Annotated in this window: 14 protein-coding genes; 4 read left to right on the forward strand and 10 right to left on the reverse strand. The window is 61.2% G+C overall.

From position 1 onward, the window contains the following. The first annotated feature begins 38 nt into the window (after positions 1-38). The 4 genes from lon to cmoB all read left to right on the forward strand — a co-directional run bounded on the left by lon (position 39) and on the right by cmoB (position 4796). The gene (lon, locus tag ACF8R3_RS18360) at positions 39-2459 is read left to right on the forward strand and encodes an endopeptidase La (RefSeq protein WP_058605200.1); all 2421 of its coding nucleotides are present in this window, start codon (positions 39-41) and stop codon (positions 2457-2459) included. Positions 2460-2569: 110 nt separating this feature from the next. Then, positions 2570-2962: a protease inhibitor I42 family protein gene (locus ACF8R3_RS18365; RefSeq protein WP_392515989.1), complete on the forward strand. Its 393-nt coding sequence runs from the start codon at positions 2570-2572 to the stop codon at positions 2960-2962. 137 nt (positions 2963-3099) lie between these two features. Continuing rightward, a complete protein-coding gene (gene cmoA / locus ACF8R3_RS18370) occupies positions 3100-3843 on the forward strand; it encodes a carboxy-S-adenosyl-L-methionine synthase CmoA (RefSeq protein WP_196185208.1) in 744 nt (247 codons plus the stop codon). Then, on the forward strand, positions 3840-4796 hold the full coding sequence (gene cmoB, locus ACF8R3_RS18375) for a tRNA 5-methoxyuridine(34)/uridine 5-oxyacetic acid(34) synthase CmoB (protein ID WP_326383899.1): 957 nt from the start codon (positions 3840-3842) through the stop codon (positions 4794-4796). The genes cmoA and cmoB overlap by 4 nt, the downstream gene beginning before the upstream one ends. Before the next feature lie 8 nt (positions 4797-4804). On the opposite strand, the gene pdxJ is transcribed toward cmoB, so the two are convergent. The 10 genes from pdxJ to rpoE form a co-directional block, all read right to left on the reverse strand. Continuing rightward, a complete protein-coding gene (pdxJ, locus tag ACF8R3_RS18380) occupies positions 4805-5527 on the reverse strand; it encodes a pyridoxine 5'-phosphate synthase (RefSeq protein WP_219857981.1) in 723 nt (240 codons plus the stop codon). 60 nt (positions 5528-5587) lie between these two features. Continuing rightward, a complete protein-coding gene (gene recO, locus ACF8R3_RS18385) occupies positions 5588-6271 on the reverse strand; it encodes a DNA repair protein RecO (protein ID WP_058639314.1) in 684 nt (227 codons plus the stop codon). 79 nt (positions 6272-6350) lie between these two features. Further along, complete coding sequence (gene era, locus ACF8R3_RS18390) at positions 6351-7253, reverse strand: GTPase Era (protein WP_058605208.1); 903 nt, start codon at positions 7251-7253, stop codon at positions 6351-6353. After that, a complete protein-coding gene (rnc, locus tag ACF8R3_RS18395) occupies positions 7246-7935 on the reverse strand; it encodes a ribonuclease III (protein ID WP_078478083.1) in 690 nt (229 codons plus the stop codon). The genes era and rnc overlap by 8 nt, the downstream gene beginning before the upstream one ends. Positions 7936-8092: 157 nt before the next feature. Beyond that, the gene (lepB, locus tag ACF8R3_RS18400) at positions 8093-8947 is read right to left on the reverse strand and encodes a signal peptidase I (protein ID WP_058605209.1); all 855 of its coding nucleotides are present in this window, start codon (positions 8945-8947) and stop codon (positions 8093-8095) included. Positions 8948-8952: 5 nt separating this feature from the next. Beyond that, the gene (lepA, locus tag ACF8R3_RS18405) at positions 8953-10752 is read right to left on the reverse strand and encodes a translation elongation factor 4 (protein WP_392515990.1); all 1800 of its coding nucleotides are present in this window, start codon (positions 10750-10752) and stop codon (positions 8953-8955) included. A 182-nt stretch (positions 10753-10934) separates the two neighbouring features. Beyond that, positions 10935-12320: a DegQ family serine endoprotease gene (locus ACF8R3_RS18410; protein WP_372239223.1), complete on the reverse strand. Its 1386-nt coding sequence runs from the start codon at positions 12318-12320 to the stop codon at positions 10935-10937. Positions 12321-12546: 226 nt separating this feature from the next. Then, entirely contained in the window at positions 12547-13506 is a 960-nt protein-coding gene (locus tag ACF8R3_RS18415) for a MucB/RseB C-terminal domain-containing protein (RefSeq protein ID WP_058639318.1), read from the reverse strand. 12 nt (positions 13507-13518) lie between these two features. Beyond that, complete coding sequence (locus ACF8R3_RS18420; protein WP_023535291.1) at positions 13519-14109, reverse strand: sigma-E factor negative regulatory protein; 591 nt, start codon at positions 14107-14109, stop codon at positions 13519-13521. Positions 14110-14140: 31 nt separating this feature from the next. After that, a complete protein-coding gene (gene rpoE / locus ACF8R3_RS18425; protein WP_003252049.1) occupies positions 14141-14722 on the reverse strand; it encodes an RNA polymerase sigma factor RpoE in 582 nt (193 codons plus the stop codon). Between the last annotated feature and the right edge of the window lie 45 nt (positions 14723-14767).

Consider the following 14767-nt stretch of genomic DNA (forward strand, 5'->3'; position numbering starts at 1 on the left):
CCCCATCTAAGCACCATAGTCATTCACGCAGGTGCCCCATGAGCGACCAGCAGGATTACCCTGAACACGCCGACGATTCCAACGAAGTCGAACACACCAGTAGCCAGCCGATAACCGGCCATGCCTTGGCCCTGCCTGGACAGCAACTGCCGGACAAGGTCTATGTGATCCCCATTCACAACCGCCCATTCTTCCCGGCACAGGTGCTACCGGTCATCGTCAACGAAGAGCCGTGGGCCGAGACGCTGGACTTGGTGGCCAAGTCTCCCGACCACTGCCTGGCGCTGTTCTTCATGGACACGCCGCCTGAAGACCACCGCCATTTCGACACCAAGGCCCTCCCGGAGTACGGCACCCTGGTCAAGGTGCACCATGCCAGCCGGGAAAACGGCAAGTTGCAGTTCGTGGCCCAGGGCTTGACGCGGGTACGTATTCGGACCTGGCTCAAGCACCATCGTCCGCCCTACCTGGTTGAAGTCGATTACCCGCGCCAACCGGCCGACCCCACCGACGAGGTCAAAGCCTATGGCATGGCCCTGATCAACGCGATCAAGGAGCTGCTGCCCCTCAACCCGCTGTACAGCGAAGAGTTGAAGAACTACCTCAACCGGTTCAGTCCCAACGACCCCTCCCCGCTGACCGACTTCGCCGCCGCACTGACCTCGGCGACCGGCAGCCAGCTTCAGGAGGTGCTCGACTGCGTGCCCATGCTCAAGCGCATGGAAAAAGTGCTGCCCATGCTGCGCAAGGAAGTCGAAGTCGCTCGCCTGCAAAATGAAATTTCCGCCGAGGTGAACCGGCAGATCGGCGAGCATCAGCGCGAGTTCTTCCTCAAGGAACAACTGAAGGTCATCCAGCAGGAACTGGGGTTGACCAAGGATGATCGCAGCGCGGATCTGGAGCAGTTCGAGCAGCGGCTCGAAGGCAAGACCCTGCCGGATCAGGCACGCAAGCGCATCGATGAAGAGATGGGCAAGCTGGCGATCCTGGAAACAGGTTCGCCCGAATACGCCGTGACCCGGAACTACCTGGATTGGGCGACAGCCCTGCCCTGGGGTATCTACGGCGATGACAAGCTCGACCTCAAGCACGCTCGCAAGCTGCTCGACCAGCATCATGCGGGACTGGACGATATCAAGGAACGCATCCTCGAGTTTCTGGCCGTTGGGGCATGGAAAGGCGAGATCAGTGGCTCCATTGTGCTGCTGGTAGGCCCGCCAGGCGTGGGCAAGACCAGCGTAGGCAAGTCCATCGCCGAATCGTTGGGCCGCCCATTCTATCGCTTCAGCGTGGGCGGCATGCGCGACGAAGCCGAGATCAAGGGGCATCGCCGCACCTACATCGGGGCCCAGCCCGGCAAGCTGGTACAAGCCCTGAAGGATGTGGAGGTGATGAACCCGGTCATCATGCTCGATGAAATCGACAAGATGGGACAAAGCTACCAGGGCGACCCTGCCTCGGCGCTATTGGAAACCCTGGACCCCGAGCAGAACGTCGACTTCCTCGATCATTACCTGGACCTGCGCCTGGACCTGTCCAAAGTGCTGTTCGTATGCACCGCCAACACCCTGGACTCCATCCCCGGCCCGCTGCTTGACCGCATGGAGGTCATTCGCCTGTCCGGGTACATCACCGAAGAAAAATTGGCGATCGCCAAACGCCACCTCTGGCCCAAGCAACTGGCCAAGGCGGGCGTGGCCAAAAGCAGCCTGAGCATCACCGACAGCGCCTTGCGCCTGGTGATCGAAGGCTATGCCCGTGAAGCCGGCGTGCGACAGCTGGAAAAACAGTTGGGCAAACTCGTGCGCAAGGCCGTGGTGAAGCTGCTTGAAGACCCTACCGCTAAGCTCAAGATCGGACCAAAGGACCTTGAAGGTGCATTGGGCATGCCGGTGTTCCGCAGCGAGCAGGTGCTGGCGGGCAAGGGTGTGATCACAGGCCTTGCCTGGACGAGCATGGGCGGTGCGACCCTGCCGATCGAAGCGACGCGCATTCATACGCTAAACCGCGGTTTCAAACTCACCGGCAAGCTCGGCGACGTCATGAAGGAATCGGCTGAAATCGCGTACAGCTATGTCAGCTCCAACCTCAAGCAGTTTGGCGGCGACCCGGCGTTCTTCAACGAAGCGTTCATTCACCTGCATGTACCGGAGGGCGCCACGCCGAAGGACGGTCCGAGCGCCGGCATCACCATGGCCAGCGCGTTGCTGTCCTTGGCAAGGGATCAGGCACCGAAGAAAGGCGTGGCCATGACCGGCGAGCTGACCTTGACTGGGCAGGTGCTCCCTATCGGTGGGGTGCGCGAAAAGGTCATCGCGGCCCGTCGGCAGAAGATCCACGAGCTGATCCTGCCCGAACCCAATCGCGGCGATTTCGAGGAGCTGCCCGAATACCTGCGTGAAGGGTTGACGGTGCATTTCGCCAAGCGCTTTGCAGATGTCGCGAAAGTGCTTTTCTAAAGCCCAGGAACAGGGGCTGTGCCACAGCCCCTGGTTCATTCGTAACTTGGTATGACTGCCGTGGCGCTTAATCGGTTATCCTCGGGCGTTCGACAACCCGTGGAGCCCCTATGTCCACCTCACGCCTTCTTGCCCCATTGGGGCTGACCCTGCTAACCGCCTGCGCCCAACATGGGTTCGAGCCTGTCACTCTGGATGCCGACAGTGAGTGCCCGGTCTACCTTGAAAAAGGGCAGGTGTTGAACTTGACCCTACCCAGCAACCCTTCCACTGGCTACCGCTGGCGCGTGGAAGCCGCAGCCAGGCCTGTGCTCGTCAGTCTCGGGCCTGAGGTCTACAGCGCGCCTGATCAGGAGGATGTGGTCGGCAACGAAGGCCTCTCGACGTGGCGCTATCAGGCCGATCAACCCGGCAAGGCGGCATTGAAGCTGGTCTACCAGCAGCCCTGGGCTACGCAGGTGGCGCCTGTGCAAACCTTCGATTGCACTGTCGTCGTGCGCTAACGCTCGGCGCTGACGTACGTGGGCGTGCCTGCTCTTACATACGCATGGTTCAGGCCAATCGGCGCCAAGCTGGCATGGCAAGATCAACCGCCATTCGATAAAATGCGCGCCCCGTTTTACCCAGCCCCGAGCCCGCCGTGACCACAGATCCCGATCGTCTTTTCGCCCAACCGTTGGCGCAGGTCCCCGACTTCGTTTTCAACGAGGATGTGGTGCGCGTGTTCCCGGACATGATCAAGCGCTCCGTGCCGGGCTACCCGACCATTGTCGAAAATGTGGGCGTACTGGCCGCGCGCTTCGCCAAGCCCGGTACGGCGCTGTATGACCTGGGCGCCTCGCTCGGTGCGGTAACGCAGGCCTTGCGCCGGCACGTGCGCGGGGAAGGTTGCCGAGTCATCGCCGTGGACAATTCCGCCGCCATGGTCGAGCGCTGCCGGGAATACCTCGCGGCCCAGGATTCGATGTTCCAGGAGTTGTTGCCTGTCGAGGTGCTGGAAGCGGACATCCTCAACCTGGCGTTCGAACCGGCCTCGGTGGTAGCGATGAACTTCACCCTGCAGTTCATCGCACCCCCTCAGCGCCTGGCGCTATTGACGCGCATCCGCCAGTCACTGCTACCCGGCGGTGCCCTGATTCTTTCGGAAAAGCTGTGCTTTGCCGACACCACCGCGCAGGCACTGCTCAATGACCTGCACCTGGACTTCAAGCGTGCCAACGGCTACAGCGAACTGGAAATTGCCCAGAAACGCAGCGCCATCGATAACGTGATGAAGCCCGACACCCTGGAAACCCACCGCCAGCGCCTGTTCGATGCAGGGTTCTCGACCGTGGTGCCCTGGTTCCAATGCCTTAACTTTGCCTCGTTGATAGCCCTACCATGATCGACCTTTCTCCTCTGGCACGCCGCCTGGCGGGCACCCCCCTGGCTGCATGGTCGCAAGGCCTGCAGGCGCAGCTCGATACCAAGCTGGAAAAAGGTCATGGCGACCTGGACCGCTGGCGCGGTGCACTGGACGCGCTTCCGGCGCTGCAACCGAGCGAAATCGACCTGGTAAATGGATTACGCCTGGACTGCGACTGCGATGACGCCAGCCGTGTGCAGATGCGCCAGGCATTGATGGGGCTGTCGCCCTGGCGCAAGGGCCCCTTCGATCTGTTTGGCGTGCACGTCGATACCGAATGGCGCTCGGACTGGAAGTGGTCTCGCGTCGCACCGCACCTGGACCTCAAGGGCAAGCGGGTACTGGATGTTGGCTGCGGTAATGGCTATTACCAGTGGCGCATGCTAGGCGCCGGCGCCGACATGGTCATCGGGGTCGACCCGAACTGGTTGTTCTTCTGTCAGTTTCAGGCGGTGCAACGGTACTTGCCGGACCTGCCCGCCTGGCACCTCCCCTTTGCCCTGGAAGACCTGCCTGCCAGCCTCGAAGGCTTCGACACGGTGTTTTCGATGGGGGTGTTTTATCACCGTCGCTCGCCTATCGAGCACCTGCTGGCGCTCAAGGACTGCCTGGTAAAGGGCGGCGAGCTGGTGTTGGAAACATTGGTGATCGAAGGCGACACACAACAGGTGCTGGTGCCCGAGGACCGTTACGCGCAGATGCGCAACGTGTGGTTCCTGCCCTCGGTCCCAGCCCTGGAACGCTGGCTGCGCCGGGCTGGGTTCAGTGATGTGCGCTGCGTGGATGTCAGTGTCACGAGCCTGGAAGAACAGCGCAGTACCGAATGGATGCGCTATCAGTCGCTCAGTGATTTCCTCGACCCCTGCGATTCAGGCAAAACCATCGAGGGCTTGCCTGCCCCGCGTCGCGCCACGCTGGTGGCGCGCAAGTAACCATTGGCTCAACGCGAGGCCGCGAGAATCAACGCCTTCATTTCTGAAACGGCGGCCTTGAAGCCCACGAACAATGCGTGGGCGACCAGTGCGTGGCCGATGTTCAGTTCGTTGATGCCCTTGATGGCCGCCACGGCCTCGACGTTATGGTAGTGCAGACCGTGACCGGCATTGACGATCAGGCCCTGCCCAATGCCAAACGCAACGCCATCGACAATGCGCTTGAGCTCCTCGGCCACTTCGGTAGGTGATTGCGCGTCGGCATAACGGCCGGTGTGCAGCTCGATGGCCGGCGCGCCCACCCGGTGCGAGGCCTCGATCTGGCGTTCGTCAGCATCGATGAACAGCGACACTTCTGCGCCGATGCGCGACAGGCGTTCGACGGCCGCCTTGATCCGCGCTTCCTGGCCTGCCACATCCAACCCACCTTCTGTGGTGAGTTCCTGACGGGTTTCAGGTACCAGGCAGATGTGTGCAGGGCGGATCTTTTCGGCAAAGGCCATCATCTCTTCGGTAACGCCCATTTCGAAGTTCATGCGCGTCTGCAATACATCCTTGAGCAGCAGCACGTCGCGCTCCTGGATGTGGCGGCGATCCTCGCGCAGGTGCACGGTGATGCCGTCGGCACCCGCCTCTTCAGCATCCAGCGCCGCCTTGACAGGGTCTGGATAGCGCGTACCCCGGGCCTGGCGCAGGGTGGCCACATGATCGATGTTCACGCCGAGAAGCATGCGGTTGCTGTGAGTCACGAAAGGCTCTCCTTGGATTGAGCCCTACAGCATACGTCGTGATCAGCGCTTGCGAAACAGTTCGCGGCTGACCAGCGGCTTGCCACCCAGATGAACGGCCAAGGCCTGGCGCATCAAGCGCTTGGCCGCCAGCAAAGCACCTGGCGTTTCCCAGTCCGCCTCGGCCAGGGCCAGCAACTCGGTGCCACCGAACAGCCCAGGCTGGGACAGTTCGACCCGCTCCAGCCCAGCGTCCACGCGCAGGCGGTACAGCCCCTCGGCGGCAATGGGCTGATCAACGACATCCCTGTGCAGCGAGAAGGCGTAACCCAGCTCATCGAGCAGCCGCCATTCAAAAGCCCGCAACAGCGGCTCAAGCGGGCGGCCGGCGAGTAGGGCTTGCAAGGTTTGCGCGTAATGATCGAACAATCCAGGCGAAGGTGCCTCTGCCGGTAGCAGGCGCATGAGCAACTCATTGAGGTACAAACCGCTGAAGACAGCGTCCCCGTGCAGCCAGGGTGCCATGCCGACCGTTTCCAGCCTGCCAACGTTCTTCAGCTCCCCTCGCCCGCGCAGCTCAAGCTCCAGTGGCACGAAGGGGCGCACCAGGCTGCCACCCTTGCCACGCGCACGGCGCAACACGGCACGCACGCGCCCCTGGGGGGTGAAGAAGTCCACCAGCGCGCTGGTTTCCTTGTAGGCACGGCTGTGCAGCACGTAGGCTGGCTGACCGACAGGTTGTTCCATGAAATTCACCAGCCCGCGTGAGGCAGACGCTGGCGAGAACGCACCGACCGGGGCGTACTCGCATCAGGCCGCGTGAGCCTTAGAGGTCGCCGTAACCCAGCGAGCGCAGGGCGCGCTCGTCATCGGACCAGCCGCCTTTGACCTTGACCCAGAGGTTGAGCATCACCTTGGCGTCGAACAGCACTTCCATGTCCTTGCGCGCGTCGGAACCGATGCGCTTGATGCGCTCACCCTTGTCGCCGATGATGATTTTCTTCTGCCCGTCGCGTTCGACCAGGATCAGTGCATGGATATGCAACACATGCCCCTGCTGCTTGAACTCCTCGATCTCGACCGTGATCTGGTAAGGCAGCTCGGCGCCCAGTTGGCGCATGATCTTTTCGCGCACCAGCTCGGCAGCCAGAAAGCGGCTGCTGCGATCGGTGATCTGATCTTCCGGGAAGAAATGCTCGTTTTCCGGCAGGTGCTTGGCAATCAGCGCTTCGAGCGACTCGAGGTTGTGGCCCTGCTGTGCGGAAATGGGCACGATCTCGGCATTGGGCAGCTGGCCTTGCAGCCACTGAAGGTGCGGAATGAGCTCGGCCTTTTCATCCATGCGGTCAGTCTTGTTCACCGCCAGGATCACCGGGCCGGTCACATACTGGACGCGCTCGAGCACCAACTGGTCCTCATCCGTCCAGCGGGTGCGGTCCACCACGAAGATCACCACGTCGACGTCCTTCAAGGCCGCCGAGGCGTTGCGATTCATGTAGCGGTTCAGGGCCTTGTCGTTGGCTTTGTGCATGCCGGGGGTATCGACGTAGATGGCCTGCACCTGGCCTTCGGTCTTGATGCCAAGCATGTTGTGGCGCGTGGTCTGTGGCTTGCGCGAGGTGATGGCCAGCTTCTGACCGAGGATGTGGTTCAACAGGGTCGACTTGCCGACGTTGGGGCGACCGACAATGGCGACGTAGCCGCAACGGGTAGTGGTGTTCTCAGTCATTGCCATTCTCCACGCCCAGGGCGATCAATGCGGACGCAGCGGCTACCTGCTCGGCGATACGCCGGCTGACACCCTGGCCACGACTCTTGTTATTCAGCAGCGCCACTTCGCATTCGACGAAGAACGTACGGCAGTGAGGTTCGCCCTGGATATCCACCACTTCGTAACGCGGCAGCTCGCAACTGCGCGATTGCAGGAACTCCTGCAGGCGCGTTTTAGGATCTTTGTTGGTATCGACCAAGGTCAGCCCTTCGAACTCGTTGGCCAGCCAGGCAAGCACGCGCTCGCGGGCCGTGTCCATGTCGGCGTCCAGGTAAATGGCCCCGATCAAGGCCTCCAGCGCATCGGCCAGAATGGACTCGCGGCGAAAGCCCCCGCTCTTGAGCTCGCCGGAACCCAGGCGCAGGTATTCGCCCAGGTCGAACCCGCGGGCCAGACGGGCCAGGGTCTCGCCCTTGACCAGGCGGGCGCGCAGCCGTGACAGCTGCCCTTCACGGGCCTGAGGGAAGCGCTCGAACAACGCCTCGCCGGCGACGAAGTTGAGAATGGCGTCACCGAGGAATTCCAGACGCTCGTTATTGCGTCCGGCATAGCTTCGGTGGGTCAACGCCAGGAGCATCTGGTCCTGGTCCTTGAAGGTGTAACCGAGCTTTCGCTCCAGGCGGGTAAGGGAAGCAGTCATGCGGCCACCCGATCGTTGTTAAACGCGTTGTTCAAATCAGCATCCTGAAAGACGGTTTGGCCATGGTCACCGCACGCTGGGCGGCGAATCTCCCATCCCTGAGACACAGCCTATGTCAGAAAAGCATTCGGCGCTGTATGGACAGCGCCGAAGGGTATCAATGGATCAGTCCGACCCGCGACAAGTTAGGCAGGTGGCTGAGTTTCGGCTCAGGCCAGCTCATCCATACGGCGAAGGCCTTGCCGACGATGTTGCGGTCCGGAACCATGCCGTGCAGTTCCTTGGGAATATTGGGGTCATCCCAGTAGCGGCTGTCGTTGGAGTTGTCGCGGTTGTCGCCCATCATGAAGTAATGGCCGGCTGGTACCGTCCATTGCTGGTCCGGCGGCATGCGATAACGGCTCATCTCCTTGCGAATCAGGTGCTCTGCAGCACCGAGCTTCTCCTTGTACAGCTGAGCGCTGCCCAGGGTCCCAGGCTCGGTACCCACCAGTTGCTCGGCGACCCGCTGACCGTTGACAAACAACTGCTTGTCGTTGGTGTAGCGGATCTGGTCACCGGGCAAGCCGACGACGCGCTTGATGTAGTTGACGTTCGGGTCGCTGGGATAGCGGAACACCATGACGTCGCCGCGCTGCGGGTCGCCCACCTCGATGACTTTCTTGTCGATCACCGGCAAGCGGATGCCGTAGGAGAACTTGTTCACCAGGATGAAGTCACCCACTTCCAGCGTGGGTTTCATCGATCCCGACGGAATCTGGAACGGTTCGACCAGGAACGAGCGCAGCACCAGCACGATGAACAGCACCGGGAAGAACGACTTGCCGTATTCGACCAGCAAGGGTTCCTTGTTCAAGCGCTCGACCACCGCCGGTTCCGGCTGGCTGACACTGCCCTGGTAATTGGCGATCGCCGCACGTCGGCGCGGCGCCAGGAACAAAAGGTCGATCAGGCCCAACAGACCGCACACGAACACGGCAATGACGAGCAACAGCGGGAAATTTAGCGACATAGGACCTAACTATCCAACCTGAGCACGGCGAGGAAGGCTTCTTGTGGAATTTCCACGTTGCCCACCTGTTTCATGCGTTTCTTACCGGCCTTCTGCTTCTCGAGCAGCTTCTTCTTACGGCTGACGTCGCCGCCATAACATTTGGCCAGTACGTTCTTTCTGAGCGCCTTGACAGTGGTACGCGCGATGATCTGGCCACCAATGGCTGCCTGGATCGCCACATCGAACATCTGCCGCGGGATCAGCTCCTTCATCTTCTCGGTCAACGCGCGGCCTTTGTATGCAGCGTTGTCGCGGTGCACGATCAATGCCAAGGCATCGACCTTGTCGCCGTTGATCAACACATCCAGCTTGACCAGGTTGGCCGACTGGTAACGATCGAAGTGATAGTCCAGCGAAGCATAACCACGGCTGGTGGACTTCAAGCGGTCGAAGAAGTCCAGTACCACTTCATTCATCGGCATGTCGTAGCGCACTTGCACCTGGCTGCCCAGGAACTGCATGTCGCGCTGAACGCCACGCTTCTCGATACACAAGGTGATCACGTTACCCAGGTGTTCTTGCGGCACCAGGATGGTCGCGGTCACGATCGGCTCGCGGAAGTCGATGACCGACGAGACGTCTGGGAGCTTCGACGGGTTGTCGACGACAATGGTTTCACCCGTCTTGAGTTCCAACTCGTAGATCACGCTGGGCGCGGTGGTGATCAAGTCCAGGTTGTACTCGCGCTCCAGGCGCTCCTGGATGATCTCCATGTGCAGCATGCCCAGGAACCCGCAGCGGAAGCCAAAGCCCAGGGCGTCGGAGCTTTCGGGCATGTACTGCAGGGACGAATCGTTGAGGGTCAGCTTCTGCAGGGCATCGCGGAAGTCTTCGAAGTCATCGGAACTGACCGGGAACAGGCCGGCGTATACCTGCGGCTGGATCTTCTTGAACCCAGGCAGCACTTCGACTTCCGGAGTGGACGACAGGGTCAGGGTATCGCCAACCGGGGCACCGTGGATGTCCTTGATGCTGGCAATGATGAAGCCTACTTCGCCGGCCTTGAGGTCGGCGGTCTGGGTGTGCTTGGGCGTGAATACGCCCACGCTGTCGACCAGGTGCAGCTTGCCGGTGGACTTGACCAGAATCTTGTCGCCTTTCTTGACGCGACCGTGGCGCACGCGCACCAGCGAGACCACCCCCAGGTAGTTATCGAACCAGGAGTCGATGATCAGGGCTTGCAGCGGCGCGTCGATATCGCCAGTCGGGGCGGGAATGGTATGCACCAGGCGCTCGAGCACCTCGTCCACCCCCATGCCGCTCTTGGCACTGCAGGCCACAGCGTCGGTGGCATCGATGCCGATGATCTTCTCGATCTCGTCCTTGACGCGATCGGGATCGGCCTGTGGCAGGTCCATCTTGTTCAGGACCGGCATGACTTCCAGGCCTTGCTCGATGGCCGTGTAGCAGTTGGCGACGGACTGAGCCTCGACGCCCTGACCGGCATCGACCACCAGCAACGCCCCTTCGCACGCCGCCAGCGAGCGCGAGACTTCATAGGTGAAGTCGACGTGGCCGGGGGTATCGATGAAGTTGAGCTGGTAGACCTTGCCGTCCTGGGCCTTGTAGTTGAGCGTGACGCTGTGGGCCTTGATGGTGATCCCGCGTTCGCGCTCCAGGTCCATGGAGTCGAGCACCTGGGCTTCCATTTCGCGCGCTGTCAGGCCACCGCACATTTGAATGAAACGGTCGGCCAGCGTCGACTTGCCATGGTCGATGTGGGCGATGATGGAGAAATTGCGGATATGACTCAAATCACTCACGGGTCAACACTCGGAAAAGGCTGCGAGCCGGACGCCCGCCGAAAAATAGCCGGCAATTGTACCTGAAGCTGCCAGGATGTGGGAGATTCCTCTGCCCGGCCGTCACCTGCAGCTTGGCAGGGGAGTCTCACTGCACATGAAAAAGGGCAGCTGTCGCTGCCCTCCTCCCGTATCCGCCGCGCTTACTCGGCGAGCTTGAAGGTAATGAAGCTGGCGCGCCCCTGGCGCAACACGCGCATGGACACAGAGCGGTTCTTCGGCAGTTCCTTGGCGATCTGCGTGAATTCCTTGGCCGAACCGATGGCCTGGTTGTTCAGGTGACTGATGACGTCACCCGGACGCAGGCCGATCATCGCGGCCGGACCATCCTGCACTTCCTTGATGACCACGCCGCCCTTGAGCTCCAGGGACTTCTTCTGCTCGGCAGTAAGGTCGGCCACCGAGACGCCCAGGCGATTGCTGCTGCGCTCGACATTGCTGTCGCCGGCACCGGCACCGATGTCGGCATCGTCGTCTGGCAGTGCGCCAACGCTGACATCGAGGGTTTGACGCTTACCGTTGCGAATGATGTCCAACTTGGCCTTGGCACCATCCTTCAAGCCACCTACCAGGTGCGGCAGGTCGGCCGACATGATGATTGGCTGGCCATTCATGCTCAGGATGACATCACCGACCTGCAGGCCGCCTTTGGCAGCAGGCCCATTTTCAAGCACCTGGGCGACCAGCGCACCGGCCGGTTTGTCCAGGCCGAAGGACTCAGCCAGGTCCTTGTTGACCTCCTGGATGACAACGCCCAGCCAGCCGCGGCTGACCTTGCCGTCTTTCTTCAACTGATTCGAGACATCGATGGCCACGTCGATCGGGATCGCGAACGACAGGCCCATGAAGCCACCGGAGCGCGTGAAGATCTGCGAGTTGATCCCCACCACTTCGCCGTTCATGTTGAACAGCGGCCCCCCGGAGTTACCCGGGTTGATCGCAACGTCGGTCTGGATGAATGGTACGTAGGTGTCGTTAGGCAGCGTGCGGCCTTTGGCACTGACGATACCTTTGGTCACCGAGTGGTCGAAACCGAACGGCGAACCGATGGCCAATACCCATTCGCCGACCTTGAGCTTTTCCGAATCCCCCAGCTTGACGGTAGGCAGGTTCTTGCCCTCCACCTTCAGCAGCGCGACGTCGGTGCGCGGGTCGGTACCGACCAGCTTGGCTTGCAATTCGCTACGATCGGACAGGCGCACGATGATTTCGTCGGCGTCGGCGATTACATGGTTATTGGTCAGCACATAGCCGTCGCTGGAGATGATGAAGCCCGAGCCCAGTGACTGCGCTTCACGCTGGCGATCACCACGCGGCGCACGCGGTTGCTGCGGAAGGTTGCGCTCGAAGAATTCGCGGAACATTGGCGGCAGGCCTTCAAGATCCGGCATTTGACCCGCAGCGATGCGACGGTCCGGAAGCTTCTGCTTGGTACTGATGTTGACGACTGCCGGCGAGGCTTGCTCGACCAGTGTCGTGAAATCCGGCAAGGCTTCTTCAGCCTGGACCGTCAGCACTTGCCCGAGCATCAGCACGGCCGCGAAGAACGATAGATAGGGTTTCAAGCGAGGTATTGACATACGGCTCCCGTCACAACGAGCGGTAATTAAAAAACGACCCTGCACAACGCAGCAATGGCCAGGCTCCCAGAAGCCTGACCTATAGAAAATTTGCCGTCAGATTGCAAATGACAATGCTTTAATTTCATTTCAAAAAGCCACGCTCTGCACAAGAACGCTCGCCATCAGCCTTCGATCAATGACTCGCCTGGGCGTCTTGAGGGCGCATCGACAAGGCGACGCGTTCGGCCGTGCCGAGCGGGATCTCGCCAACAACGGTCACCATCATCTGGCCCTTGGGTGTACTCAGACGCCGCGATACCGCCGATGTCGGGCCCAACTGGGTACGCACATCGGCGCCAGCCTCGCCTTTCACAGGCTCGATGAAAACAGAGAACCGCGCCAGACCGTCGTCATACATCAAGGTGCTGACCGGGCCACCCTGCCCAGGTTCGCGGCGGATGGTGCTATTGACCACTTCAAACCCCGAAGGCAGCCAATCGGAACGCCACCCAGACACAGCCCCGCCGGCAGGGGCTGCCGCCACCACGGGCTTGCAGGCGGAACTGGGGCGCAGATCGTCGTCGGTTGGCACACGCGCTTCGAGCCGAGTCATCTGGAAGCGCTCCAGCAACTGACCTTTCTCGTTGAGCATCAGCGAGCGCAGCGGCAAGCCCGTCACACGGTCCAGGTGCAGTTCGTAGCCATAGCGGTGCTGATCACGCGGCGAGAGTGACACGACCACCGCGTCCCGGCCTGCAACGCGAGATTTGCCGGACACGGACAGGTCATACCAACTCATGAGCTTGAGGGGGTCAAGGCGGCGTGGCGCACTGTCGGGCGGCGCCGAGATACCCTCGGCAAGCCCGCCACTGACGCACTGTACCTTGCCATCGACGCGCACGATTTCCTGGGCGGTGCCATCGAGCTGCAGCAGCCGCTCGCTGACCTTGCCCTCTTGGACACGGTGCCAGATATCGTGGGTTGAAAAGCTGCCGTTGCGTTCGTAAACGAAGGCGCCCAGGTAGCTCTGTCGTTGCTCGGCCTGTGCCAGCTTGTTCAGCCACTCGTTCGCCTCGGGCGAAGAATTGGCTGCCAATGCTGGCACCGTCATGCAGCTGCCGAGCAGCAGCGACAGGAGAGGTAGCGCGCGCATGAGCCTCCCTAATTAGCGGTTTTCCAGGCTGGCGGCGCGGGCGTAAGGCAAAGCGGTTTCAGAACCCTTCAGAGCGGACTCCTGGGCATGTTGACGCAGGTAACCTGGCAGGCGCTGATCCCAGCCAGCCTGGTTCTGCAGCACGCCGTTGGCCATTGGGCCGGTCGGCTGATCACTGCTTTCGCTGTAGCCGGCCAGCACGGCAGGGCCTTGGGCCTGAGGCACGGTCACACCCTGCTGAACAGGCTGCTGGGCAGCCAGCTGAGCACCGGTGATATCGTCCTGGTTGTACAGGCGCACACCTGCCAGTACGGCGAGGGTAACCGACGCGGCAACGGCCACACGGCTTACAGTGCGCCATGGGCCTTGCTTGGCCTTGGCAGGTACGGCCTCATCGGCCAGTGCCGCGGATACCGCCGAGGCGATGTCCAGGTTAGGCAGCAGCAGCTCCTTGTGCATGGCTGCGCGGGCTACCTGGTAACGCGACCAGGTGGCACGGGTTTCGGCATCGTCGACGGCGTTCAATACCCGACGCAATTCCAGTTGGTCCGCTTCGTTATCCATTACCGCGGACAGCGATTCCTGCAAAGCTTCACGACTCATGGCGGTTCCTCTTTTGGCTGTAGCCGCTGTCTCAGGTTTCCTGCAGCAAAGGCTGCAAGGCTTTGTCAATGGCCTCCCGAGCGCGGAAGATCCGAGAGCGCACGGTACCCACTGGACATTGCATGACGCTGGCAATGTCTTCGTAACTCAGGCCATCGAACTCTCGCAGGGTCAGCGCCGTACGCAAGTCTTCTGGCAGTTGCTGAATGGTGCGATGGACAGTGCCTTCGATCTCATCCCGCAACAACGAGCGCTCCGGGGACTCAAGATCCTTGAGGCCATGATCGCCGTCGTAAAACTCCGCATCCTCGGAGCTCACATCGCTGTCTGGCGGCCGTCTTCCACGGGACACCAGGTAGTTCTTCGCCGTGTTGATGGCGATGCGGTACAGCCACGTGTAAAACGCACTGTCACCGCGGAAATTACCAAGCGCACGGTACGCCTTGATGAACGCTTCCTGTGCTACGTCCTGGGCTTCGTGGGTGTCATGGACAAACCGCACGATCAACCCGAGAATCTTGTGCTGGTACTTCAGCACCAATAGATCGAAAGCTCGCCTGTCGCCGCGCTGTACGCGCTCGACCAGTTGCTGATCTTCTTCCTGGGTTAGCATGAACACTCCTCGGTGAACTCGAAGGAGTATTGCAGCGGCCATTGC

Source organism: Pseudomonas sp. FYR_7, assembly GCF_043106155.1.
GTDB classification, from domain to species: domain Bacteria; phylum Pseudomonadota; class Gammaproteobacteria; order Pseudomonadales; family Pseudomonadaceae; genus Aquipseudomonas; species Aquipseudomonas parafulva_B.